The organism is uncultured Roseobacter sp., assembly GCF_947492555.1.
Taxonomy (GTDB): domain Bacteria; phylum Pseudomonadota; class Alphaproteobacteria; order Rhodobacterales; family Rhodobacteraceae; genus Roseobacter.
This window is the reverse complement of the sequence record NZ_CANLNE010000002.1, coordinates 261,469-285,886: the sequence shown is the minus strand read 5'-3', so window position 1 is coordinate 285,886 and position 24,418 is coordinate 261,469. Positions and strand designations below refer to the sequence as shown.

Below are 24,418 nucleotides of genomic sequence, written 5' to 3'. Positions count from 1 at the left end.
CGCCTCCGGGTGTCGCCTCAAATCGGCAGCTCAGTGGTGGATTTCAGCTCTTTCAGGACGAAACTGGAATGCACTTCGCGGACGATCGTGTTGCGCAGTAATGTGTGGGTCATGAAGGTTTCGTAAGCTTCCACATCCGAGACGCGTATTTTCAGCTGGTAGTCGGCCGTGCCTGAGGTCGCATAGCATTCAACGATTTCCGGGTGACCTTCGATCAGGCTTGCAAAGCCGGATACCGTCTTTTCTGCATGGTCCCGCAGGGTGATGGAGGCCAGCACACAGAGCTTGCACCCAAGCTTGGCCGGATCCAGCAAAGCCACCCGCGCCGTGATCAGCCCGTTGGCTTCGAACTCCTGCATCCTCCGCCAGACCGTGCTTTGCGCCATGCCGCACCGCTCCGACAGCTGCGCCAAGGAAAGCGCTGCGTCCCGCTGAATTTCTTTCAGTAAATGCTCATCGGTGCCAGAAATTTTCATGTTCGCGCCCAGATCCGAGATGATCATTCGTAACCTGTTGGCTCGTACAAAAAAAGCCCCGATGAAACATCGGGGCTTTCTCTTGCCTGGGCGGAACTCACGCTGCGCGGCGGCGCCTTGCGATCACACCGAGGGCACCAAGTCCTGCAAGCATCAAGGGCAAACCTGCGGGCAGCGGCACAGGGGCCGGTATCTGGCTTTCGATGCGGGAAAGCGCGAACTTGGCAAACTCAGACTGCGCAATCCGGTTTGGGTGCACACCATCCGCAAAAAGCACCTGATCGGCGCGTGTAGGGTCAAAGAGAGGCTGTCCATCAGCATCTAATCCGACAAACGAACAATTTCCCGCGACCTGCAGGACGCGCAGGCTGGTTGTGCAGGGAAAAATCGTATCGACAATACCCAAAGTGTCTGCACGATCGATCAGGTCATTGAAGTACGAAAACTGGTCGACCCGTGTGATGGTCAACCCATCATCCGTTTCCAGTTTCTGAAGCCCGTTCTCGAGTTCCGCATTGAAGAGGAGCGATGCACCTTGAATGGCCGCTGCGCGACCGTTGAGTTTCGCCACAGTAGCCTCGGCCACGGCGATGTCCGCGGGGTCGGTCGCCGGGTCGAGCTTAAGGGCGGCAAGGGTCGCCTGCGCCACGACCAGCTCTGCATTGAAGGCCGGTGTGCGGCTGATATCCGGCAGGTTGGAGACGAGGAAATCGTCGAAATGGGCACCAGTCGCCGCCACGGCGCGGATGCCGTCGATCACCTCACCGGCGGTTCGGACGGGGTTGAACTCCGGCGTGCCCAATTGCTGAAAAAAATCGTTGGCCCCGAAGAGCACGGACACCAAAGGGTTGGACCCGGCGTTTCCAACAGTGGCCGCGAAGGTGGCAGCCTGGTTTTGGAAGGTCGAGAGTGCGGTGAGCGCTGCTACCTGCGCGGGAGGTACGGTGGCGCCGCCGCTGTAGTCGGTGGTGTTTGTGTTGCCGGCGGTGGCGCCGCCAAGCGCGTAGTTCTGAGTTTCTTTCCGGGCGGCGCGGAACCTGTCGGCGATGATTTCAGTCCAAACGGGACCGTTGGAGAAGCGCCCGCCAACGCTGGGCGGCGCGAGCTGGACCAGCTTGCCGTCGTCGGACAGGCTGTCGCCAAAGGCGTAGTAGCTGGTGAAGTCGAGCGTACCCGAATGGGCACCCGTGGCCAAGCCAATGGCCAGCCCGAATGACAGAATCTGGTTTTTCATGAGGCCCTCCCAAGCCGTGATCGCCAGAAGGTTAACACCCTTTTTACGTGCATCTAGCCTGACCCAGCGGCAAGCGGAAAAGACGCTACGTCACGAAAAAGGCCCCGGCGTTTCCACCGGGGCCCTGATTTTCACGTGCTGCGCAGATTATTCGTCTGCAGGCGCTTCTTCTTTTTTGACTTCTTCGCCGGTCTCCTGATCGACGACCTTCATCGACAGGCGCACCTTGCCGCGATCATCGAAGCCCAGCAGCTTGACCTTCACTTCCTGACCCTCTTTGAGAACATCGGAAGGATGGTTCAGGCGGCGGTTTTCGATCTGGGAGACGTGCACCAGACCGTCGCGCTTGCCAAAGAAATTCACGAAAGCGCCGAAATCGACGATTTTCACGACTGTACCGGTGTAGACCATGCCTTCTTCGGGCTCGGCCACGATGGAGTGGATCATGTCGTAGGCTTTCTTGATAGAATCGCCGTTGGGCGAGGCGATCTTGATGGTGCCTTCGTCGTTGATGTCCACTTTTGCGCCGGAGACCTCCACGATTTCGCGGATGACCTTGCCACCGGAACCGATCACTTCGCGGATTTTGTCGGTGGGGATCTGCATGGTCTCGATGCGCGGTGCGTGGATCGAGAAGTCCGCAGCACCGGTCAGCGCCTTGTTCATCTCACCCAGAATGTGCATCCGGCCATCTTTCGCCTGCGCCAGAGCTTTCTCCATGATCTCGGGCGTGATGCCCGCGACCTTGATGTCCATCTGCAGCGATGTGATGCCGTTCTCGGTGCCTGCGACCTTGAAGTCCATGTCGCCGAGGTGGTCTTCATCCCCCAGAATGTCGGACAGGATCGCATATGAGCCGTCGTCTTCCAGGATCAGACCCATGGCCACACCGGCCACAGCCGATTTCAGCGGCACGCCCGCGTCCATCATCGACAGCGACCCGCCACAGACGGATGCCATGGAGGACGAGCCGTTGGATTCGGTGATCTCGGAGACCACGCGCACTGTGTAGGGGAAGTCGGTGGCTGCGGGCAGAACCGCCTGCAGCGCGCGCCATGCCAGCTTGCCGTGACCGATTTCGCGGCGTCCGGGAGGGCCCACACGACCAGCTTCACCGACCGAATAGGGCGGGAAGTTATAGTGCAGCAGGAAGTTGGATTTGAAGTTGCCGTGCAGCGCGTCGATGAACTGCTCATCGTCGCCAGTGCCCAGCGTGGTCACGACCAGACCCTGTGTCTCACCTCGAGTGAAGAGCGCAGACCCATGGGTGCGGGGCAGAAGGCCGGTTTCGCAGACGATGTCGCGGATTTCGTCGGTTTTCCGACCGTCGATCCGCTTGCCTGTTTTCACCACGTCACCGCGCAGGATGGAGGCCTCAAGCCCTTTCATCGCGGAACCGAGGTTCGGGTCCTCTGCCTGCTCTTCAGTCAGCGCTTCCATGATCCTCTCGCGGGCGGCGGCCACGGCTGTGGTGCGCTCCTGCTTGTCGGAGATCGCGAAAGCCGCGCGCATGTCGGCCTCACCAGCCGCCGCGATTGCCGCAGACAGCTCGGAATAATCCGCTGGCTGATAGTCGAAGGGCTCTTTAGCAGCTTCCTCGGCCAGTGAAATGATCAGATCGAGCACCGGCTGGATGTTCTCATGCGCGAATTTCACCGCGCCGAGCATTTCCTCTTCGGTTAGCTCGTAGGCTTCGGATTCGACCATCATCACGGCGTCTTTGGTGCCGGCAACGACAAGGTCCAGGCGCTGCTCGGGGTTCAGACGCAGGTCCTGCATGTCGTCCACGGTCGGGTTCAGGATGTATTCGCCATCTTCAAAACCAACGCGGGCACCGGCGATGGGGCCCATGAAGGGGGCGCCGGAAATCGTCAGCGCCGCAGAGGCTGCGATCATCGCGACCATATCGGGGTCATTGACCAGATCGTGGGAAAGCACGGTGCACATCACCAGAACTTCGTTCTTGAAGCCGGGGACAAACAGCGGGCGGATCGGACGGTCGATCAGACGCGCGGTCAGCGTTTCTTTTTCAGTTGGGCGCGCTTCGCGCTTGAAAAAGCCACCCGGTACCTTACCGGCGGCGTAGTATTTTTCCTGATAGTGCACGGTCAGTGGAAAGAAATCCTGACCTGGCTTTTGTTTCTTGGCAAAGGTGACGTTTGCCATGACGCTGGTTTCGCCCAGCGTTGCAATCACCGACCCATCCGCTTGACGGGCCACTTTTCCGGTTTCCAGTGTGAGCGTCTCTTCGCCCCACTGCATCGACTTTTTCGTTTCGTTGAACATCTAGGTTCCTCAAGTTGGCCCATTGGCCATTTGCATAGGGGGCGTATTCCCCCTGACCCCGGTATCTTCTTTTGGCGGCGCTGAGGTCCGGGCGCCGGCTTTCAGATTGCGCGTACGTACACGAGATCGCAGCCATTGGAAAGGGACGGTTTACGCAGCGTTCGAGCCTAACCCCATGGCTTTTTGGGTGGCGTTTTGTAGACGGATGGCGCATCGGGGAAAAGGTCACCGGTGGCGCCCTCCGCATGGCCAAAGCGGATCATCCACGGTTTGGGTGGGGCAATCTCGCCGCCTGGGGACCATTCGAAATATCCCAGCGCGCCGCTGGCGGGGATCGGGCCAATAGGGTGTGGGTTCTCCAGCAGCAGCCCTGCGTCGCCGCCAAACCACGGGCTGTCACTCTCGGTGATGATCTCTACCACATCCACGGTGCCGATGATCGCGCCGCGCACAAGATCGTCAGGGCGTGGACAGGTGGCGCCGTGCTGCGCAAAGCGCCAGTGCAGGTAGCGGTATTCGTCTTCCTTCATGCCGGTCGCGGCGTGGATACAGATGGGACCAGGCACCATGCGCCCTGCGCGGATTGATCCGAGCGAGCGGTTTTCGATGATCTTGCCGCCATGAATGATTGCCCAGGCGGAAGGCTGTCGAACAGAGAGGGCAAGGCGTGGCAAGTCGGGCATAGGCAAGACCTAGCGCAGACGCGCGATGGATCACGGGTCGTTTTCGCCCTCGCCCAGGATGCGCGTGAAGAGGCCAACGACGAAGGCCGTCGTGATGCCAAAGGTCAGGATACCTGTGGCAGAGATCATTGCCCCGGCGATGCGGTACCCGGGGTCGAGCACCACATCGCCGTAGCCGACGGTGGTGTAGGTCACGAGCGAATAGTAAATCGGCGCTTCATAGCCGGGCAGCGCGCCCACGACCCAGATTGAGAAGGCGCTGATGTAAATCTGAATGGTATGCGAGGCCAGCAGCACAAGAAACAACGCGCAGACGATGAAAATCTGATGCCGCGTGGTTTGCTCTTCGCTGAAGTGATCATGTTTGCGCAGATGTTTTATCAGGCGGGCGATGATGAGAATGTGCAACAGGGCACAGACCAGAAGCACTGTGCCGCCGAAGGTGATCTCGAGAAGGACAGGCATGGTGCGCCCCAGGTTGGTTTTGACAAGGATTCGGAACGGTTTACGCGGCGGCGCGGGGCTTGTCCAATGGTCTGCAGTCAGGCCTGAGAGAGGGCTGCGAGCAGGACCACGGCCATCATCGAGGCGGCCATGGCGATGTTGATGGCACGCTGTGTCCGGTGCGGCAGGTTCATCCGTTGCAGGGTAATGCCGAGCCAGAGCCACGCGAAGTGGATCGGAATCCAGATCGCATTTATGATCAGGAACTTCAGGGCGATTTCAAGGGCAAAGCTCTGTGGCCAGAAACCGAAACCGCTGAAGAGCGCAGTGTTGACCGCATAGGCCTTGGGGTTGATGGCCTGCAGCAGGATGCCACCGCCGATGCCGGGCGGTTTTGCGCGTTCGATAAAGGCGACCTTGCTGCCCGCGAGCGCGATGCGCAGGGCGAGATAAGCCAGATAGGCAACGGAGGCAAAGAAAAGCACAAGGCGCAGGCGGTCGTCAGCGAGGATGGCAGCGGTGACGCCTGAGACCACGGCCAGTGAGACCAGATTGGTGCCGATGAAGAGACCCACGACATAGCGGCTGCCAGCGGCGGCACCAAAAGCGGCACCCACACCTGCAGTGGAAAGCACGCCGGGGCCGGGGGTGATGATCAGGAAGAAGACGGCGGCGGCGAAAGTGAGCATGGGGGCACTCTATGCAGCCCGTGGCGCGGGTAAAGAAAAACCGCGCCGGGTGGGGCGCGGTTTTTTGAAAACTCGACCGGGTGCCGGACCACAGGTTTGCTACGCAAACCCACTTGTCCGCACTCGGAGAAAATCGCTGAGCGATTTGTCCCCTTAATTATCTCCGGAGGCCCAGGCGTTTGATCAGGTCCTGGTAGCGGGCCTCATCCTTGCCTTTCACATAGTCGAGAAGCTTGCGGCGTGTGGCCACCATCTTCAGCAGACCACGACGGCCATGGTTGTCTTTCTTGTGGGTCTTGAAGTGCTCGGTCAGGGTCGCGATGCGCGAGCTGAGGATGGCAACCTGAACTTCGGGCGATCCGGTGTCGCCTTCCTTGGTTCCGTATTCCTTCATGACGCGGGCTTTGTCTTCAGCAGTGATCGACATCGGGGGCTCCTATACAATAAGTGTTTGAGTCAAGGCGCAGGCCGGGATGTCGTCCAGCACAGGCCGATGGAGATACCGTCCTTGAGAAAGATTCCCCAAGGCGATGCGCGCGTATAAGCGCCCTGATTGGAAATGGCAATTGTTGAATTTGGGGCTTGGCCGGAAGACTGGTCGCCAGCACCATTCGATGTCTGATCAGACGGCTTCCAGACCGATCACCATCGCGGAACTCAAGGGGATCAGCGTTAGGTCAGCAACGCTCAGTTCGGCATCCCCATAGACCTCGGCGACATTTTCACCGTTCATGGAAACCTGCATCACCTCGGGGTCATCCGGGTCCGGGGCAACGCCGACATCCGGTTCTGCCGCGCCCTCGTGCGTATCATCCCAGACCAGCATCAAGCTTTCTGTTTGTGCCTGATAGTCAAGGACCTCAGAACCGTCCCGCTGTTCAATCCAGTCACTCAACAGTACTCCGTCTCCCTCTGGAGGGGCGTCAAACTCTACCTCGTCTGCTTCAAGCATCGCGGAGCTGTAGATGATTTCTTGGGAGGGAGCAGTCTCTGCTGACGGATCTGTTTCCGCAGCTTCCGGTTCAGCCATCACTTCATTGAGAATGTCATCGCCCCAGTCGCCTGCTGGATAAGCTGTTTCAGCCGTATTGAAAGCCACTTGCGTGTCAGACTGCAGTAGCCCACCAGCATCGCTATGCTCTTTGATCTGACTGAGAAGGTCTCCGACGTCCGAGGTCTGCTCGCTCTCGTCCTGCAGCAGGTCTTCTTCTTCCTCGTCAACGTCGGCCTTGATTCCCACAAAGGCAGCAGCGCCGACTCCCGCCACACCCATCAATCCGGCCAGCCATAACATCAGATCAAGACCTTTTACCGTTCATGCGCGGCACTCTGACAGATCAACCACCATAGGCGATGCCGCAATCCACATTGGGTTCTAGGGTCAAATCCTGACCAATATGTTAACGTCAGCCGGGCCTGTCCCAGCGTTCCGGCTGTCTGGCATAGGGCAGGTAAAGAGGATGACGGGGATGTCCTTCCTTGGACAGGCCCAGGTGAAAGAGGTCACATCCCGCATCAGTCAGCAGATTGGCGACTGCCGTGCCCCGCGCCAGATGCGCGCCGTGCACACCCCAGGCGGCGATGACCTGATCCGCTTGTTGCGCAGCTTCAATCAATACCACGTCGTTCTCCGGTCCGATGGGACAGGCGGCGCGGCGCATCGCCTTGGGATCGGTGTCCCGCCAGGCAAAGATATTGGTCACCTGAAAGCCGCCAAACCCTAACCTGCGGGCGCGTTGTTCGCAGCGCTCCACCGTCGGGTCGTTTCTGATTTCATCGGCTTTCGACGGGTTGAGCATGACAAAGTTCACGCGCCTGCCTTCGGGCTGCCAGATCCGGCGCAGGCTGTAGCGATACGCAGCGCAATCAGAATAGACCGCTTCGGACCAACTGTCGGCGCTTTGATGGGTGCGGGTGAGCATGTGGCTTCATGCCACCCGGTCGGCAGCGCCGCAAGACAGACGTGCAAAAGGCCGCCCCGGTGAGGCGGCCTTCTCGAAAAGTGTGTTTGTGTTCAAGCGGTTGCGGTGACGCTTTTGCGGGGCAGCTCCAGCACTTCGCCGCGCAGTTCCAGGATTGCGGCGGCAACCAGGGCGTAGACGATGTGGCCCCAGAGCGCGACCCAGGTGATGCCGGTGAAGCCGAGAAAGGGTTTCATACCTGCCACGAGATGCGCCATGCCGTAGAGGGCAAAGACCCAGAGGGCGACGCCGTAGACAGCGGCGGTGATACCCCAGTGCAGCTGCGGCAGGACGGCACGCTGGACCGGGCGGGCAATGGCGAAGTAGCCAACCACGTAGAAGACCAGACCGGTCAGGGTATGCAGCAGATAGGCGGCACCGGACGGGGCGGCGCCAAAGACGGATTTCAGTGTGGCACCGGCAAGACCGACAGGCGCAAGTTTCGCGTAGCCAAAAAGCGGGCTGAGCGCCTGTCCGAAGGTGTCAAAAGCGATGGTTGCAAAGGCGCCGGCGGTCAGGATTGTCAGAGCTGTGCGTTTCATATCAGGGTCTCCATGTTGGAACGGGTTCGACTTCTGACCCCGATATGGCAGTGCTGGCTTGTCTTGTGCAGCCTCCTCACACAAGGCTTACCTTCCCGCGGATTTTCGTAACATTCTTTGTAACAAACCCCCGATCTCACTGACATCGGCGCGAGGTTTGCGTCAGATTGAAATATTTGGAACTGATCAGTTCTTAATATTCAGCACGCGGGTGGGATGCAACTCCCCCGATTTATAGCGCCCGATGGCCAGAGCCTGACCTTCGAAAGAGGCCCAGACCTCCTCGCCATAGTCAACATCACTTGCCAGCACCATGCCGGGATTGCCATTGCGCAACCGGGCGGCCCCTTCAGGGGTGGCCTTGACCTCGGGCAGGGCGACAAAGGCCTCCGCAACGGGGCGCAGATGCTCATCAAGCGCAGAGGTCCTTGCAAGCGCTTCGATCTTGTCCATGGTCAGCCCGTCGGTGGCATCAAATGGCCCCGACCAAATGCGGCGCAATTCCCGCACGTGCCCGAAGCAGCCCAGAGCCTCCCCCAGATCGCGCGCAATGGACCTGACATATCCGCCCTTGCCGCAGACCAGCTCAAGGGTGACGTGATCCGGGTCCGGACGGTCGATCAGCAACAGGCTTTCGACATAGAGGGGGCGGGCGGCGATTTCCATCGTTTCGCCATCGCGGGCGCGTTTGTAGGCGCGTTCACCGTCGATCTTGACGGCAGAGAATTGGGGCGGGACCTGCTCGATATCACCTACAAACGCCCCAAGCGCCTGCTTGATTGTCTCATCATCCGGGCGCAGATCGCTTTGCGCGATGACCTCACCCTCCGCATCATCGGTGTTGGTTGCCTGGCCAAGCCGCATGGTGAATTCATAAGCTTTCAGTGCGTCGGTGACATAAGGCACCGTCTTGGTCGCCTCGCCTAGCGCAACGGCAAGCACGCCGGTGGCGTCGGGGTCCAGTGTGCCCGCATGTCCCGCCTTCTTTGCGTCCAGCGCCCAGCGGACCTTGCTGACCACCGCCGTGGAGGTCAGGCCCGCAGGTTTATCCACCACGAGCCATCCCGAAATCTCTCTGCCGTTTTTCCTGCGTCCCATGATGCCTCACGTGCTCCTGCGCGCGGTGCAATAACGGTCTGTGCCCCTAACCGCCAGCGTTCTTTTTGCTGTCTTGCCGCAGAATCGCCGGATCCTGCGGGATACCCTACTCTGCCGGGGTCACGACGCCGACGATGGGCCCGAGATTGAACCCGAAGTCGCTGCGCCCCAGAGCAGGCGCATAAAGCCGCGACACCTTGCCATCAAAGTAAAGCGCGTTGGGCAGGTCCAGATGATCGCGAAACAGCAGTCCGAAACTGTGGAAATTCACCGGTTCATCCGAAATGGCAAAGACGACCCTTCGGCCATCTGACGACGTCCCCACACCGTTGCGAATGAACTCAGAGGTGCCGTCTTCCAGAAATCGCGGGTGCAGTGCGCCGTCGATGACCAGCATCGGCCCGGATTGCGTGGCGTCGCGGCACTCGGGTTGTTCCTGAAGGAAGGCCAGCGTTTCGAAGACATCCGCCCGATCTTCACGCAGGCAGAACACACCATTGGGCAGCAGGCCGAAGTTGCCGGGGCCTGCGGTGTCGATGACCCGCATGATCTCCTGCCCATCTTCGACATAATGCCCGACCGGCGCGCGGTTGTCATGATACATGCCCGCGTTCATGGCGAAGACCAGCTTTTGCTGCTGCGCTGCAAGCTTTCTGTCGACCTCTGAAAACTGGCCCAAAGGGGCGCCGTCTTCGTCATAGAGAAAGAGCTCAAGCGCTTCGGTGGCGGCATCCACTTCACAGACGGTGTAGCGCGTGTCCTGAAATGTCACGGGTTCACACTCCACAGCCCCTGCGTCATGCGCAAGAAGGCACAAAGCAGCGGTTGAGAGCAGTACGCGGATCATTCCGAATCGGGCTCCTCGCTGCTGCTTGCGTCGGTGTCGCGCCGCACGTCGTCACGGTTCAGCATTTCGCGTGTCTCATCCATCCGGTCGAAGGTCTCATCAAGCTGAAACCGCAGGTCAGGCGCGAATTTCAGCGATAGCTTCTTGGACACGACCCGGCGCAATTCACCCTTGTTGCGGGCGAGAAGGCTGATGACCTCGTCCTGTCCCCGCCCGCCCAGGGGCAGCACATAGGCCGTGGCAATGCGCAGGTCGGGCGACGTGCGCACTTCGCCGACGGTGATCGACATCCGGTTCAGATCAGGGTCATGCACGTCGCCGCGCGCCAGCACATCCGATAGCGCCCGGCGGATCAACTCGCCTACCCTGAGTTGTCGTTGCGACGGACCTGCGCCCTCGTGAAACTTGTTCTTTCCCATGCGCCCCATCTAAGGGGTCACCGGGGCTTTGCCAAGCGTGCGCTGTCGCGATAAGCAAGGCGCGGGGCAGGCAAGCGGGGATTGCAGAATGGACAAGCCGATGAGAATTGCGATCACGGGTGTGTCGGGCCGGATGGGGCGGATGCTGGTGGAGACAATCGAAGCCTCTGACCGGGCCGTGGTGTCGGCGGCCATTGAGCGGGCGGGGCATGGCTGGATCGGGCGGGATCTGGGTGTCGCCATGGGCGGGGCAAGTAGCGGTGTTGTTGTCACGGATGATATCGACGCGGCCTTGTCGGGCGCGGATGTTGTCATTGATTTTACGGCACCGACGGCCACCATCGCCTTTGCGCAGGCGGCAGCACGGGCGGGTGTTGCGCATGTGATTGGCACCACCGGCATGACAGCGCAGGAGATCGCGCAGCTTGAGGCCCCGGCGACGCAGACCGTTGTTGTGCGGGCAGGCAACATGAGCCTTGGGGTCAACCTCCTGGTGCAGTTGACCAAGCGGGTCGCGGCCGCCCTCGACGATGATTACGACATCGAGGTGATCGAGGCGCATCACAACCGGAAAGTGGACGCGCCCTCGGGCACGGCACTGATGCTGGGCGAAGCAGCGGCAGAGGGGCGTGGTGTTGACCTCGATGATGTGTCCGACCGCGCACGCGACGGCATTACCGGCGCGCGCGACAGGGGGCGGATCGGTTTCATCGCCATCCGTGGCGGCGATATCATCGGAGAGCATGATGTGATGTTCGCTGCCGATGGCGAGCGGATTATCCTGCGGCACGTCGCCTCTGACCGGTCTGTGTTTGCCCGTGGCGCCTTGAAAGCCGCGCTTTGGACCGCCGGAAAGCGACCGGGCGCCTATGATATGCTCGACGTCCTGGGTCTCTCTGAGCAATAACTTGCCGAGGGTCGTCCTTTGAGTCATCCAAGGCGCGTGCTGCTGCGTAGTACTTTCATGACGCTTAAAGGAGATGATGTGCGATGCGCTTGATTTTGAGCCTTGCGACAGGTGTAGCGGTCTTGACCGCGACCTCCGTGGCGGCTGAGTTCACCAAGGTCGACAGTCAGCAAGAGTTTCTATCGCTTATTTCCGGCAAAGAGCTCCGACGTCCGTTTGTGAAGCTCGATGTATCGCCGCAGGGGGATATCTCCGGCGTCGGTGCGGCCTGGACTGTGACCGGGAACTGGACCTGGCAGGAAGGGTATTTCTGCCGGGATCTCTTTTGGGGTGGCGATCCGCTCGGATATAATTGCCAGGCTGTTGAGGCGCATGACAACCGCATCCGCTTCACGTCCGACAAGGGGCGTGGCGATTCGGCGGAGTTTCGTTTGAAGTAGTCTGTATCGCTACTGATCCAAAGGCACGCGCTGCGCGCGTACGACATGCGCCCGTTCCGGGCAATTGGCGCGTGCATCAGCTAGATGGGTCAGAAATCGACCGCGAGGCCCTTTTTTTCCCAGTCTCCATAGCGCACGGGTTCCGGCCCGTCCCGCCCGCCCAACTCGGTCGGCAAATTGAGCGACTTGGCTTTTTTACGCCGTTCCTCCGCCTCTGCCAACGCCCGCTGCGCGGCGGGTGGGAGGTTTGATTTGTCCTGCGGTCTGTGCGCGTCGTCTGGCATTGCTACATCTCTTTGATCTGCCACCTTGATATACGCCGCTCTTTGGCGCAGACAACCCGCCAGCATTCAATGGAGCCTTGTGCATGTCCGATACCGGCGTTCCCGCCCGAAAAAGTGCGGTCTACCTGCTCGACCAGATCCTCGGAGAAGGGCGTCTGATGTCAGAGCTTTTGGGCGCAGGCGCGCTGGAGGCGCTGCCGGTGGCAGATCGCGCGCGGGCGGCACGGTTGGCGCAGGATACCCTGCGCGGGCTGGAGCGGGCAGACCGTCTGTTGCAAAAGCATCTGTCGAAATATCCGCCGCTCACCGTACGCAATGCCCTGCGGGTTGGCACGGTGGAGTTGTGTCAGGGGCAGGCGGCGCATGGTGTGGTCAACGCGATGGTCGAACTTGTTGCACGTCACAAAAGGTTGGGGCATCTGAAAGGTCTGACCAACGCGGTATTGCGTAAAATTGCCGCCGAGGGACCGGAGGCATGGGATGCGCTGCGTGCGCCGCGATTGCCAAAGTGGTTGCGTGGGCCGCTGGTGGCGGCTTGGGGGCCGGAAGCGATGGTGGCGATGGAACGGGCGCATTTTGCCGGAGCGCCGCTGGATTTGACCGCCAAAGGCGATGCGGCGGCAGTCGCCGCAGCCACCGGCGGCACGGTGTTGCCCCATGGGTCTGTGCGGATTGCAGATGCGGGGCAGGTGTCCGCCATGGCAGGCTTTGAGGCAGGCGACTGGTGGGTTCAGGACGCGGCGGCGGCCCTTCCCGTGCAGGTATTGGCACCTCAGCCCGACGAGATGGTCCTTGATCTCTGCGCTGCGCCGGGGGGCAAGACAATGCAACTGGCCGCTGCCGGGGCGCGGGTGACGGCGGTGGACGATTCTGCCGGGCGCATGTCGCGGGTGACAGAAAACCTCAAACGCACCGGGTTGGCCGCGGATTTGATTGTGCAAGATGCGCTGGCGCACGCGGGTTCCTACGATGCGATCCTTCTGGACGCGCCCTGCTCCGCGACCGGCACAATCCGCCGCCACCCCGATCTGCCCCACGCCAAGGATGGGTCTGAATTCGGGGCCCTGATCGATTTGCAGGGCGCATTGATCGATCATGCGTGGAGCCTGCTCAAACCCGGCGGCAGAATGGTATTTTGCACCTGTTCGTTGCTGCCTGATGAAGGTGAGGTGCAGATCGATGACGCGCTGTTGCGCCATCAGGATATGCACGTGGACGTGGCGGCGCTGGCTCTGCCGGGTGTCGAGAAAGACTGGCACACCGCTGAAGGCGGGCTGCGTCTGCGTCCGGATTACTGGGAAGAACTGGGCGGCATGGACGGGTTTTACATCGCTTGTCTGCGCAAGTCTGCATAACATCCGGCCCGCCGTTTTTGCATCATGTGATCCACCAAATATAATGCGGTGACTCAAATCAGCCTTCGGGTTAACATGCGTCAAAGCGCCGTCAGAGCGTCCTCAGGCAGAGAACCCCATGTCCGAAAACAGAAGTTTTGCCGCCCGCAAGGTGCATTTTCTAAACCGCTGGCATGCCGCAAAGGCAGGCAGGATGCGCGCCCGCGCGGTCGGCTTCGTCTCTTCGCCCGAGCCGCGCACCATCGGCAGCTTTGCCAAGGGGCGACAATTGCTGGCGGGAAACTTCCTGTTTGCGGGCCATTTGCTGGAGCATAAGGACACCGATCTTTGGGACCTGCCCGCGCCGAATGCAGATTACGAGCAGGAAATTCATGGGTTTGCCTGGCTGGACGATCTGGCCGCAGTTGGGGATTTGCAAGCCCGCGCGGCGGCGCAGCGCTGGCTCTGGAGCTGGATCGAGCGCTACGGGCGGGGCCGTGGACCAGGCTGGACGCCGGATCTGACCGGGCGACGGCTTATCCGCTGGATCAACCATGCGCTCTTCATGCTGCGCGGCAATGATGCACCGGACAGCGATGCCTTTTACCGCAGTCTGCACCAGCAGACTCATTTCCTGGCCAAGCGCTGGCACGGCGCGGCAAGCGGTTTGCCTCGTTTCGAAGCCCTCACCGGGTTGATATATGCGGGGCTGTCGCTGGAGGGGATGGAAAGCATGGCCGTGCCGGCGGTCAGGGCGCTGGCAAAGGAATGTCATAGCCAGATTGACGAGCAGGGCGGTCTGCCGACACGGAACCCTGAAGAACTTTTGGATGTCTTCACACTTTTGTCATGGGCGGCCGCTGCGCTTTCCGACGCTGGTCATGCAGCACCGCCGGAACATCTGGAGGCGATCGAGCGTATTGCGCCCACATTGCGCACCTTGCGTCATTCGGATGGCGGGCTTGCGCGGTTTCATGGTGGAGGTCGCGGGCCCGAGGGCTGGCTGGATCACGCGCTGGCACAAGCCAAGGTCAAGACGCGTCAGCCCGATGGCTTATCAATGGGGTTTGCGCGCCTCTCTGCCGGGCGCACCAGCGTGATTGTCGATGCCAGCAAGCCGCCGACAGGGCGCGCGTCCTACAACGCCCATGCTTCGACACTGGCGTTGGAACTGACCTCCGGGCGACGACCTTTGGTGGTCAATTGCGGCTCTGGCCGGTCTTTCGGGCCGGATTGGCGCCGGGCGGGTCGGGCCACACCGTCACATTCGACGCTGTCGCTGGATGGATACTCAAGCGCGCGACTTGGGGATGCGGATAGGTCCACAGGCCGCGAGGAATTGATCGAAGCGCCAACCAAGGTGCCGATCGAGATTGGTCATGTCAGCGATGGGTTGCGGTTTCAGGGGGGGCACAACGGGTTTGTCGCCACGCATGGTCTGACACATGCACGTACGCTGGAAATGACATTTGATGGCCGCGCCATGGCCGGTGAGGACATGTTGCTGGCGCTGGATGACGCGGAAAAGCGACGGTTCGATCTGGCGCTGGACGCGACCAAACTACAGGGCATCGCCTTCGATATCCGGTTTCATCTGCATCCGGAGGTGGACGCGACGCTGGATCTGGGCGGCGCGGCGGTTTCCATGGCGCTGAAAAGTGGTGAGATCTGGGTGTTTCGTCACGATGGAGGGCAAAATCTGACCCTGCAGCCGTCGGTCTACCTGGAAACCGGAAGATTGAAGCCCAGGGGCGCAAATCAGATTGTTCTTTCGGGCAAGGCTATGTCATACGCCACGCGTGTCCGCTGGTCTCTCTCCAAGGCGCAGGAAACTGCGATTGGTATCCGGGATCTCAGCCAGGATGCGCCTGACCTGACCGACGAGCCTTAAAGGACCCTGCCCATGAACGATCTCGCCCCGCTGCGCCGCGCCCTGTTTTCCGTATCCGACAAGACCGGGCTGGTGGATTTTGGCAAGGCGCTGGCGACACGGGGGGTGGAGCTGCTCTCCACCGGGGGGACGGCGAAGGCGCTGCGCGATGCGGGATTGCAGGTGCGCGATGTGGCCGAGGTGACCGGATTTCCCGAGATGATGGATGGGCGGGTCAAGACCCTGCACCCGGTGGTGCACGGCGGTTTGCTGGCGCTGCGGGACAATGACGATCACGTGGCGGCGATGGAGACGCACGGCATCGGGCCCATCGATCTGGTGGTGGTGAACCTCTACCCCTTTGAGGAGACCGTGGCCAAGGGCGCGGGCTACGCCGAAGTGATCGAGAACATTGATATCGGTGGCCCCGCGATGATCCGCTCGGCGGCGAAGAACCACGGGTTCGTGACAGTGGTTGTGGATGTGGAAGACTATGATGCCGTGCTGGCGGAACTGGACGCGCAGGACGGGCAAACCGGCTATGCGCTGCGTCAGCGGCTCGCGCAGACAGCCTATGCACGCACGGCGGCCTATGACACGGCTGTCAGCACGTGGATGGCGGCACAGGTGGGGGGAACACCGCGCAGACGGACCTTTGGCGGGACACTGGCGCAGACCCTGCGCTATGGCGAAAACCCGCATCAGGCCGCGGCCTTCTACACCGATGGCGACGGTACGCCCGGCGTGGCCACAACCAGGCAGCATCAGGGCAAGGAACTAAGCTACAATAACATCAATGACACCGATGCGGCCTTTGAACTGGTGAGCGCCTTTGATCCGGCGGAAGGTCCGGCCTGTGCGATCATCAAACATGCCAACCCCTGCGGTGTTGCGCGGGGCGCCACGTTGACGGAGGCGTATACGCGTGCCTTTGACTGCGACCGAACCTCGGCCTTTGGCGGGATCATCGCGTTGAACCAGCCATTGGATGCTGCAACGGCGGAAGAAATCACCGGTATTTTTACCGAAGTCGTGATTGCGCCCGGCGCTGACCAGGGCGCAATGGATATTTTCAGCCAGAAGAAGAACCTGCGTCTGTTGACCACATCCGGCCTTGCGGACCCGCGCGCAGCGGGGCTGGCCGTGCGGCAGGTGTCGGGCGGATATCTGGTGCAGGACAAGGATGTGGGTCATGTGGGTCTGGATGACCTGAAGGTGGTGACCAAACGCCAACCGTCGGAGCAGGAGATGGCCGATCTGCTCTTTGCCTGGACCGTGGCGAAACATGTGAAATCGAACGCGATCATATACGTCAAGGATGGCGCTACTGTGGGCGTCGGCGCCGGCCAGATGAGCCGGGTGGACAGCACCAGGATTGCGGCGCGCAAAGCGGAGGATATGGCCGAGGCGATGGGCCTGCCCGCGCCGCTGACCCAAGGCTCGGTCGTGGCGTCGGATGCGTTTTTTCCCTTTGCTGATGGGCTGATCACGGCGGCAGAGGCGGGTGCGACCGCGCTCATTCAACCGGGCGGGTCGATGCGGGATGAAGAGGTGATCGCCGCGGCGGATGACGCCGGGATCGCCATGGTCTTCACCGGCATGCGCCACTTCCGTCACTGATCGGGGGATATCGTCATGCGCGCGCTTGCTCTGGCGGCTCTGGTCGCTTTCATCATCGATCAGCTCAGTAAGTATCTGGTGATCCACGTGATGGAGCTGTGGCGTGTCCGCGCTATCGACGTGCTGCCCCCGGTGCTTAACTTTCGCTATGGCGAGAACCGGGGCATCAACTTCGGCCTTTTTGGTGATGCGTCGGACGCCAGCCGGTGGGTCCTGATTGGGCTGGCCGTCGTGATCTGCGCGGCTGTTCTCGTCTGGGCGTGGCGGCACGAACTAGGGCTTTGGGCGCAGGTCGGCGCTGGCTTTTTGATCGGCGGCGCGCTGGCCAATGTGCTGGATCGGCTGATCTATGGCTATGTATTGGATTTTCTGAACATGTCCTGCTGCAGGGTCGAAAATCCTTTTGTGTTCAACCTTGCGGATGTGTTCATTTTCGGGGGGGCCATCGCATTGGTTTTCCTGTCACCCGATCCCAAGGACACATCAAAAAAAGGCCAGTGACATTGCCTGCTTGCATGGCGTATCAACAGGCAGACCGCGAGGAGACCTGACATGAGCCGGATTTTGGCCCTCATTCTGATCACAGCATCTGTTGGCGCCTGCGCCAATACCGGGCTGCGCGATCTGCGGTCGAACACGCGCGGACCGGATGAATTCATCATCGAGCCGAAGGCACCGCTGCAGACCCCCGACGATCTGACCAGCCTGCCCGCGCCCACACCGGGTCAGGGCAATCTGACCGATAATGATCCGCTGTCTGATGTGGTGGTGGCACTGGGCGGTCGTCCGTCGAACGCAACCGGGGTACCTGCCACGGATGGTGCTCTGGTCACAGCGGCCAGCCGATTTGGCGTGACACCGAACATCCGGCAGAGCCTTGCCGAAGAAGATGCGGATTTCCGCCGCAGGCAGTCGCGGTTCACGCAGTACCGGTTGTTCCGCGAAGACCGCTATCTGCAAGCCTATCGCCGTCAGGCTCTGGACGCCAGTGACGTTGCGGAACGGTGGCGCCGTGCGGGTGCCAGAACGCCAAGCTACCCACCGAATTGACCATAGTGCGGGCCGCGCACTCACTTTCGTGACAGCGTGACTTGAACCGTGCGGTTTGGGACGTATTTCTTGCCCAGACCCGTTGTGCTGGACCTTTGGAAGGACTGACCATGATCCGACTGCCCGCGTTTGCTGCCATCCTTTCGTTTTTGCCCGGTCTGCTGGCCGCTGGCGAAGAGGCCGTGACAACCTTTGCCCTTGATAACGGGATGCAGGTGGTTGTGGTGGAGGATCACCGGGCGCCGGTCGTGCAACACATGGTGTGGTACCGGGCGGGGTCGGCTGACGAACCCAAGGGGTCGTCCGGTGTTGCGCATTTCCTTGAACACCTTCTCTTCAAGGCGACGGACACGCTGGAAGCTGGTGAATTGTCTGCCACTGTGGCGCGCAATGGTGGGCGCGATAACGCTTTTACCTCCTACGATTACACCGCTTACTTTCAACGCGTGGCGGCGGATCGGCTGGAGCTGATGATGCGCATGGAGAGTGACCGTATGCGCAACATTCGGCTTACCGAAGAAAACATCGAGACCGAGCGCGACGTGATTATCGAGGAACGCAACCAGCGCACGGAAAACAACCCGAACGCGCTTTTTGGCGAACAGGTCGCGGCGGCGCAATACCTCAACCACCGCTATGGCGTGCCGATCATCGGCTGGATGCACGAGATGCAGACGTTGGATATGGAGGACGCGCTGGGGTTCTACGAGATTTACTACTCGCCCAACAACGCGATCCTGGTGGTGTCGGGCGATGTGACGCCCGAAGAGGTTCGGACATTGGCTGAAAAGTATTATGGCGTCATCCCGGCCAATCCTGATTTGCCGGAACGTGTCCGGACCGAAGAGCCGCCGCAAACAGCCGAGCGCCGGTTGATCTTCCGCGATGCGCGCGTCGCGCAACCCTATGTACGGCGGTCGTATCTCGCGCCAGAACGGGACCCGGGCGCGCAGGAAACGGCAGCTGCTCTCACATTTCTAGCGGAAATTCTGGGCGGTGGCACAACATCTTACCTGACGGACGCGCTGCAGTTCGACACGCAGATTGCGACGTATTCTGCGGCCTTCTACCGTGGGGTTTCGCTGGATGATACGACGTTCAACCTCATCGTTGTCCCGCGCCCAAATGTCAGCCTGCAAGAAGCCGAAGACGCGCTGGATGCCGCGCTGGCGCAATTCCTGATCGACGGTGTGGACCCGGAACAACTGGAGCGGATCAAGCTGCAGATCCGCGCGGATCAGATCTATGCGCGGGATGATGTGGACCGGATTGCCAACCGCTACGGTCAGGCGCTGTCTGCGGGATTGACGGTAGAGGATGTGCAGGCATGGCCCGACGTGCTGGAGGCCGTGACAGCAGAGGATATCATCGAAGCCGCCCGGGATGTCTTTGACAAACGGGCCTCGGTCACCGGTTGGCTGATGCGTGAGGAGGTCACCCAATGATCCGCTTTTTCCTGTCGATTTGTTTTGTCATCGGTTTCGCGCTGCCCGCCTCAGCCGAGGTGGACATCAAGGAGGTGACATCCGACGCGGGGCTGACCGCCTGGTTGGTCGAAGACCACTCCATTCCCTTCGTGGCGTTGGAAATCCGGTTTCGGGGCGGTGCCTCGCTGGATGCGCCAGACAAGCGCGGGGCCATCAACCTGATGACGGGGCTCTTGGAAGAGGGCGCGGCGGACATGGATGCGCGCGATTTTGCGCGATCTACCGAGGCGCTGGCGACCTCTTTTGGCTTTGATATCAGCGACGATTCGCTTTCGGTCTCCGCCCGCTTTCTGACCGAAAACAAGGAGGCATCTGTCGCCTTGTTGCGGGCGGCGTTGCAAGAGCCGCGTTTTGATCAGGATGCCATCGACCGCGTGCGTGAGCAGGTCCTGTCGGGCATCCGGTCAGACGCCAAGGACCCGAACGAGATCGCGTCGCGGGCCTTTGACCAGATCGCCTTTGCCGGGCATCCCTATGCCACATCGCTCAGTGGGACGGAGCAAAGCGTCGCCGCACTGACCCGGGATGATCTGCTGGCCGCGCACCGCGCGGTGCTGGCGCGGGACCGGATCTATATCGGGGCCGTCGGGGACATCACGCCGGAGGAGTTGGGCGTGCTGATGGATGATCTGCTTGCGGATTTGCCGGAAACGGGCACGCCGATCCCGCTGCGTGCGGAGGTGCAGATCCCCAGTGGCGTCACCGTCGTGCCATTCGACACTCCGCAGTCCGTTGCGATTTTTGGCCATGGTGGCATTGCGCAGGACGATCCCGACTATTTCACCGCGCTTGTGCTCAATCAGGTTCTGGGCGGTGGGGGCTTTGAGAGCCGTCTGATGGATGAGGTGCGCGAAAAACGCGGACTGACCTATGGTGTCTATTCCTATCTGGTGGCCAAAGATCTGGCGGAGGTTTACCTGGGGTCCGTAAGCTCGGCCAATGACCGGATTGCGGAAGCCATTGATGTGATCCGGGACGAATGGGCCAAGGCCGCGGCGGAGGGTCTTACCCAAACCGAGCTGGATGACGCGAAGACTTACATGACCGGCGCGTATCCGCTGCGCTTTGACGGGAACGGGCCGATCGCGCAGATCATGGTGGGTATGCAAATGCTGGGCCTGCCCATCGACTACATCGCGACCCGGAATGATCGTGTAGAGGCGGTCACGCTGGAGGATGTGCAGCGTGTGGCGGCGGAATTGCTGGACCCCGAGGGTCTACACTTCGTTGTCGTTGGCCAGCCCACAGGGTTGGAGAATACGCCCGCCAACTGAGTCGCTGCTGCCAGAATGAGGCGCTGACGCGCCACACCATGTCCTCGACCCGGTTGGGTCGAGTGCTGTCGCCTCGGTCAGGCGTCATTCGCCGTAAGGCACCCAGATGTTTTTGATTTCTGTCGCCGCTTCGAGGAATGCGCGCCCCTGACCGGCAGCGCCTATCCAGTCGCGGGCCAAGCCGTTGTTGACCCATGTGCGTTTGAGATTTGTAGCACTTGCTTTTTCAACGTCTCCAGACAGCGATTTTGCGCCAAAACACCAGACCGCGTCGATATCCATATGGCCTGCCATTTGGGTGGCAACCTCCGCCTGTGGGCCCGTCAGGATATTGACCACGCCAGCGGGAACGTACGAGGTCTCCAGTACTTGGATGAAATCCGTTGCCGCGAGCGGGAAGGGTTCGGACGCGCTCAGGATAATCCGGTTTCCCATGGCGATGGCCGGGGCCATGCAGGAAATCAACCCCAGCAGGGGCGCCTCATTGGTGCAGAGGGCGCCGATTACACCAACGGGTTCTTTCATGGCGAGTGCGACGCCGCGGATCGGCACGCCGTGTACCTGCCCGTCGTACTTGTCCGCCCACGCGGCATAGGTGAAGAGGCGATTGATGGCTGCCTCGACTTCCTGCGCGCCCTGTTTGCCGCCCATCATCTCGTTGAGGCGGTGGGCAAATTCATCCGCGCGGGCGGAGAGGTTTTCGCCTATGTAATAGAGAATTTGTGCGCGCAGGTGGCCGGTGGTTTTGGACCACCCCTTGGCGGCATGAGCGGCTTCGACCGCGTTGCGGAGGTCCTTGCGGTTGGCGAGCGAGGCGTGCCCCAGCAGCTTGCCGGATTTGCCCCAGACCGGTGCGGAATAGCCGCCGTCCGGTCGAGCCTGTTTGCCGCCGATGTAGAGTTTTGCCGTACGATCGATTGGATCTGCCGGTGTACCCTCTCCCTGATTAGGCTGGATGTCCTTGAGGGGCTTTGGTGTGCCTTTTACTCTGGTGTAACCGGACAAACCTTCCCAGCCGCCTTCGCGCCCGAACCCGCTTTCCCGCACACCGCCAAATCCCGCGGCGGCGTCCATCAGGTTGGTGCCGTTCACCCAGACGATGCCGCAAGCTAGTTTGGGCGCGATGTCGAGGGCGAGGTTGATGTTCTCGCTCCAAACCGTGGCGGCAAGTCCGTAGCGGCTGTTGTTGGCCAGCGCGACGGCGTCATCCGGTGTGCGGAAGGTGGTGGAGACGAGCACGGGGCCAAAAATTTCTTCCTGCATGAGCGTGTCGGCAGGGTTCAGACCGGTGATCAGCGTGGGCGGATAGAAGGAACCTTCGGAAGGCAGTTCAGTGGCCGCGACATGGGTCTGTCCGGTGGTGTTGGCCGCGACCAGACCGGCGATGGCGTTGAGCTGCACCGGATCGACGATCGCGCCGACATCGATGCTTTTATCCAGCGGGCTGCCGACGCGCAGCTTGTCCATGCGGGCGCGGAGCTTGGCGTAAAACACCTCTGCCACGGGTTCATGCACCAGAAGGCGTGAGCCCGCGCAACAGACCTGCCCCTGATTGAACCAGATCGCATCGACAAGGCCCTCGACAGCGGAATCCAGATCGGCGTCATCGAAGACGATGTAGGGGGATTTCCCGCCCAGCTCCAGGCTGAGCGCCTTGCCGGAGCCTGCGGTGGCCTCGCGGATACGGCGCCCTACGGTGGTGGAGCCGGTGAAGGCGATTTTATCCACCTCCGCGGCCACGATCATTTCACCCACGGTGCCATCGCCGGTCACGACGTTCACCACGCCTTTTGGCAGGCCCGCCTGACGGCAGATGTCTGCAAAGAGCAGCGCGGTGAGGGAGGTGTATTCCGCCGGTTTCAGCACCACCGTGTTGCCCATGGCCAGCGCGGGCGCGATTTTCCACGCCAGCATCAGCAGCGGGAAGTTCCACGGGATGATCTGACCGCAGACACCCAGCGCTTCGCGGTCGGGCAATTCCTCTTCCATCAGCTGCGCCATGCCCGCGTGGAAATAGAAATGCCGCTGGGCCAGAGGCACATCAATGTCACGGCTTTCCCGGATCGGCTTGCCGTTGTCCAGCGTTTCCAGCACGGCAAAAAGGCGGCTGTGTTTCTGCAGCAACCGCGCGAGCGCATAGATGTAGCGCGCGCGGCCCGGTCCGCCCAAGGCCTCCCACTTGGGTTGCGCCTTGCGCGCGGCCTTGACCGCCGCATCCACATCGGCCTGCGTGGCCTGTGTCAGCGTCGCAAGGACCTCACCAGTGGCGGGGTTGCGGCTGTCGAAGCCTTTGCCGGGTTTGGTAAAGGCCCCGTCGATGAAATGGCCAAATCGGTCCCCCTGATCCACCAGCCATGCCAGCGCTTCGGCGGCACTTTCCGGGGCGACCCCGTAGTCCATCGTTTCAAAAATCTCGGAGATGGTCATGGCACATGGCCCTTTCGGTCGTATCAGCTGGTCGGGTGGCGATAGCTGGCAGAATAATTGCCGGTCACATGGTGTTCGAGCTGCCGTTCGATGTCATTGAGCAGCGACGAGGCTCCAAAGCGGAAGAAGTCGGGCTGCAACCAGCGGTCGCCCAGTTCCTCCTTGATCAGCGCCAGATAGGTGATCGCATCCTTGGCTTTGGAAATCCCTCCCGCTGGTTTGTAGCCGACGCGAAAGCCGGTACGCTCGAAATAGTCGCGGATCGCGCGGATCATCACCAGGGTGACCGGCAACGTGGCATTCACGCTTTCCTTGCCGGTCGAGGTCTTGATGAAATCGGCGCCTGCCATCATGCAGATCATCGAGGCCCGCGCGACATTGCGCAGCGACCCCAATTCGCCGGTGGCCAGGATCGCCTTGACATGGGCGTCGCCACAGGCGGCGCGGAAAGCGCGCATTTCATCGTAGAGCGCCTGCCAATTGCCAGACAGCACGTGGCGGCGGGAGATCACGATGTCGATCTCTGCCGCACCGGCTTTGACGCTTTCCTCGATCTCGGCAATGCGCAGATGCAGCGGTGACAGGCCGGCCGGGAAACCGGTGCTGACGGCGGCAACGGGAATGCCGGAGCCGTTCAGGGCGCGCACCGCCGCCGGGATCATCTCGTGATAGACGCAGACGGCGCCCGTCGTGATCGGGCCCATGCCCATCGCATCCAGCAGGCTTTGCGCGATGGGTTGACGGGCCTTGGCGCAGAGCCGCGCCACACGGTGTTCGGTGTCATCGCCGGACAGGGTGGTCAGATCGATGCAGGTGACCGCGCGCAACAACCATGCGGCCTGGTGCTGTTTCTTGACGGACCGTCGCGCGGGCAGGCTGGCCGCACGCCGTTCAATGGCGGATGTGTTGGCCTGCAAGCTACGCACCCAGTCCAGATCCAACGCCATGCCGGGATTGCGCGGTTCGGTGACCTGCGGCAACTGGTGGCTTGCGGTCGCTGTTTGTGTTGTCTGGCTGAGCATCGCGGCACTCCTGAACCTGCGGGA

The 24,418-nt window shown here is 61.1% G+C and carries 25 protein-coding genes; 9 read left to right on the top strand and 16 right to left on the bottom strand.

Annotated features, from left to right (window positions below; all coding sequences use genetic code 11):
* Positions 1–17 precede the first annotated feature (17 nt).
* The 13 genes from Q1A07_RS08415 to rbfA form a co-directional block, all read right to left on the bottom strand.
* Positions 18–476: an Lrp/AsnC family transcriptional regulator gene (locus Q1A07_RS08415; RefSeq protein WP_299779737.1), complete on the bottom strand. Its 459-nt coding sequence runs from the start codon at positions 474–476 to the stop codon at positions 18–20.
* A gap of 97 nt (positions 477–573) precedes the next feature.
* Complete coding sequence (locus Q1A07_RS08410) at positions 574–1,710, bottom strand: SGNH/GDSL hydrolase family protein (RefSeq protein WP_299779735.1); 1,137 nt, start codon at positions 1,708–1,710, stop codon at positions 574–576.
* A gap of 147 nt (positions 1,711–1,857) precedes the next feature.
* Entirely contained in the window at positions 1,858–3,996 is a 2,139-nt protein-coding gene (pnp, locus tag Q1A07_RS08405; RefSeq protein ID WP_299779733.1) for a polyribonucleotide nucleotidyltransferase, read from the bottom strand.
* A 167-nt stretch (positions 3,997–4,163) separates the two neighbouring features.
* Complete coding sequence (locus Q1A07_RS08400; protein ID WP_299779731.1) at positions 4,164–4,679, bottom strand: hypothetical protein; 516 nt, start codon at positions 4,677–4,679, stop codon at positions 4,164–4,166.
* A gap of 30 nt (positions 4,680–4,709) precedes the next feature.
* Positions 4,710–5,144, bottom strand: a complete 435-nt coding sequence (locus tag Q1A07_RS08395) for an ion channel (protein ID WP_299779729.1) — start codon at positions 5,142–5,144, stop codon at positions 4,710–4,712.
* 77 nt (positions 5,145–5,221) lie between these two features.
* Positions 5,222–5,812, bottom strand: a complete 591-nt coding sequence (locus Q1A07_RS08390; protein WP_299779727.1) for a LysE family transporter — start codon at positions 5,810–5,812, stop codon at positions 5,222–5,224.
* A 157-nt stretch (positions 5,813–5,969) separates the two neighbouring features.
* A complete protein-coding gene (rpsO, locus tag Q1A07_RS08385) occupies positions 5,970–6,239 on the bottom strand; it encodes a 30S ribosomal protein S15 (protein WP_195821173.1) in 270 nt (89 codons plus the stop codon).
* A 195-nt stretch (positions 6,240–6,434) separates the two neighbouring features.
* A complete protein-coding gene (locus Q1A07_RS08380) occupies positions 6,435–7,106 on the bottom strand; it encodes a hypothetical protein (protein WP_299779718.1) in 672 nt (223 codons plus the stop codon).
* 112 nt (positions 7,107–7,218) lie between these two features.
* Positions 7,219–7,734 (bottom strand): DUF1643 domain-containing protein, encoded by a 516-nt coding sequence (locus Q1A07_RS08375; protein WP_299779716.1) that lies wholly within the window; start codon positions 7,732–7,734, stop codon positions 7,219–7,221.
* Between the two features lie 92 nt (positions 7,735–7,826).
* Positions 7,827–8,315 (bottom strand): hypothetical protein, encoded by a 489-nt coding sequence (locus tag Q1A07_RS08370; RefSeq protein ID WP_299779714.1) that lies wholly within the window; start codon positions 8,313–8,315, stop codon positions 7,827–7,829.
* Positions 8,316–8,501: 186 nt separating this feature from the next.
* On the bottom strand, positions 8,502–9,413 hold the full coding sequence (gene truB, locus Q1A07_RS08365) for a tRNA pseudouridine(55) synthase TruB (RefSeq protein ID WP_299779712.1): 912 nt from the start codon (positions 9,411–9,413) through the stop codon (positions 8,502–8,504).
* Between the two features lie 106 nt (positions 9,414–9,519).
* Positions 9,520–10,260 carry a phosphodiester glycosidase family protein gene (locus Q1A07_RS08360; protein WP_299779710.1) on the bottom strand — a complete coding sequence of 247 codons (741 nt, stop codon included), beginning with the start codon at positions 10,258–10,260 and terminating at the stop codon, positions 9,520–9,522.
* The gene (gene rbfA, locus Q1A07_RS08355) at positions 10,257–10,679 is read right to left on the bottom strand and encodes a 30S ribosome-binding factor RbfA (protein WP_299779708.1); all 423 of its coding nucleotides are present in this window, start codon (positions 10,677–10,679) and stop codon (positions 10,257–10,259) included. Before rbfA ends, Q1A07_RS08360 begins: the two co-directional genes overlap by 4 nt.
* Positions 10,680–10,767: 88 nt before the next feature.
* Here rbfA and dapB point away from each other — a divergent pair, with 88 nt between their 5' ends.
* Both dapB and Q1A07_RS08345 read left to right on the top strand, forming a co-directional pair.
* Positions 10,768–11,586, top strand: a complete 819-nt coding sequence (gene dapB / locus Q1A07_RS08350; protein WP_299779706.1) for a 4-hydroxy-tetrahydrodipicolinate reductase — start codon at positions 10,768–10,770, stop codon at positions 11,584–11,586.
* A gap of 83 nt (positions 11,587–11,669) precedes the next feature.
* Positions 11,670–12,026, top strand: coding sequence for a dihydrodipicolinate reductase (locus Q1A07_RS08345; RefSeq protein ID WP_299779704.1), 357 nt, complete (start codon positions 11,670–11,672; stop codon positions 12,024–12,026).
* Between the two features lie 89 nt (positions 12,027–12,115).
* Here Q1A07_RS08345 and Q1A07_RS08340 read toward each other — a convergent pair whose 3' ends face one another.
* Positions 12,116–12,310, bottom strand: a complete 195-nt coding sequence (locus Q1A07_RS08340) for a DUF1674 domain-containing protein (RefSeq protein ID WP_299779702.1) — start codon at positions 12,308–12,310, stop codon at positions 12,116–12,118.
* Between the two features lie 83 nt (positions 12,311–12,393).
* Here Q1A07_RS08340 and Q1A07_RS08335 point away from each other — a divergent pair, with 83 nt between their 5' ends.
* The 7 genes from Q1A07_RS08335 (at position 12,394) to Q1A07_RS08305 (ending at position 20,945) form a co-directional block, all read left to right on the top strand.
* The gene (locus tag Q1A07_RS08335; protein ID WP_299779700.1) at positions 12,394–13,665 is read left to right on the top strand and encodes an RsmB/NOP family class I SAM-dependent RNA methyltransferase; all 1,272 of its coding nucleotides are present in this window, start codon (positions 12,394–12,396) and stop codon (positions 13,663–13,665) included.
* A gap of 118 nt (positions 13,666–13,783) precedes the next feature.
* Entirely contained in the window at positions 13,784–15,535 is a 1,752-nt protein-coding gene (locus Q1A07_RS08330) for a heparinase II/III family protein (RefSeq protein WP_299779698.1), read from the top strand.
* 12 nt (positions 15,536–15,547) lie between these two features.
* A complete protein-coding gene (gene purH, locus Q1A07_RS08325; RefSeq protein WP_299779696.1) occupies positions 15,548–17,134 on the top strand; it encodes a bifunctional phosphoribosylaminoimidazolecarboxamide formyltransferase/IMP cyclohydrolase in 1,587 nt (528 codons plus the stop codon).
* A gap of 15 nt (positions 17,135–17,149) precedes the next feature.
* Positions 17,150–17,635: a signal peptidase II gene (gene lspA / locus Q1A07_RS08320; RefSeq protein ID WP_299779694.1), complete on the top strand. Its 486-nt coding sequence runs from the start codon at positions 17,150–17,152 to the stop codon at positions 17,633–17,635.
* 51 nt (positions 17,636–17,686) lie between these two features.
* On the top strand, positions 17,687–18,184 hold the full coding sequence (locus Q1A07_RS08315; protein WP_299779692.1) for a DUF3035 domain-containing protein: 498 nt from the start codon (positions 17,687–17,689) through the stop codon (positions 18,182–18,184).
* A 110-nt stretch (positions 18,185–18,294) separates the two neighbouring features.
* Positions 18,295–19,629 carry a pitrilysin family protein gene (locus Q1A07_RS08310; protein ID WP_299779690.1) on the top strand — a complete coding sequence of 445 codons (1,335 nt, stop codon included), beginning with the start codon at positions 18,295–18,297 and terminating at the stop codon, positions 19,627–19,629.
* Positions 19,626–20,945: a pitrilysin family protein gene (locus Q1A07_RS08305; protein WP_299779688.1), complete on the top strand. Its 1,320-nt coding sequence runs from the start codon at positions 19,626–19,628 to the stop codon at positions 20,943–20,945. Before Q1A07_RS08310 ends, Q1A07_RS08305 begins: the two co-directional genes overlap by 4 nt.
* Before the next feature lie 84 nt (positions 20,946–21,029).
* Here the strand turns inward: Q1A07_RS08305 and Q1A07_RS08300 are convergent, their stop codons facing one another.
* Together Q1A07_RS08300 and deoC are read right to left on the bottom strand one after the other, a co-directional pair.
* On the bottom strand, positions 21,030–23,372 hold the full coding sequence (locus tag Q1A07_RS08300; protein ID WP_299779685.1) for an aldehyde dehydrogenase family protein: 2,343 nt from the start codon (positions 23,370–23,372) through the stop codon (positions 21,030–21,032).
* A 23-nt stretch (positions 23,373–23,395) separates the two neighbouring features.
* Positions 23,396–24,394 carry a deoxyribose-phosphate aldolase gene (gene deoC / locus Q1A07_RS08295; RefSeq protein WP_299779683.1) on the bottom strand — a complete coding sequence of 333 codons (999 nt, stop codon included), beginning with the start codon at positions 24,392–24,394 and terminating at the stop codon, positions 23,396–23,398.
* Positions 24,395–24,418: the final 24 nt, after the last annotated feature.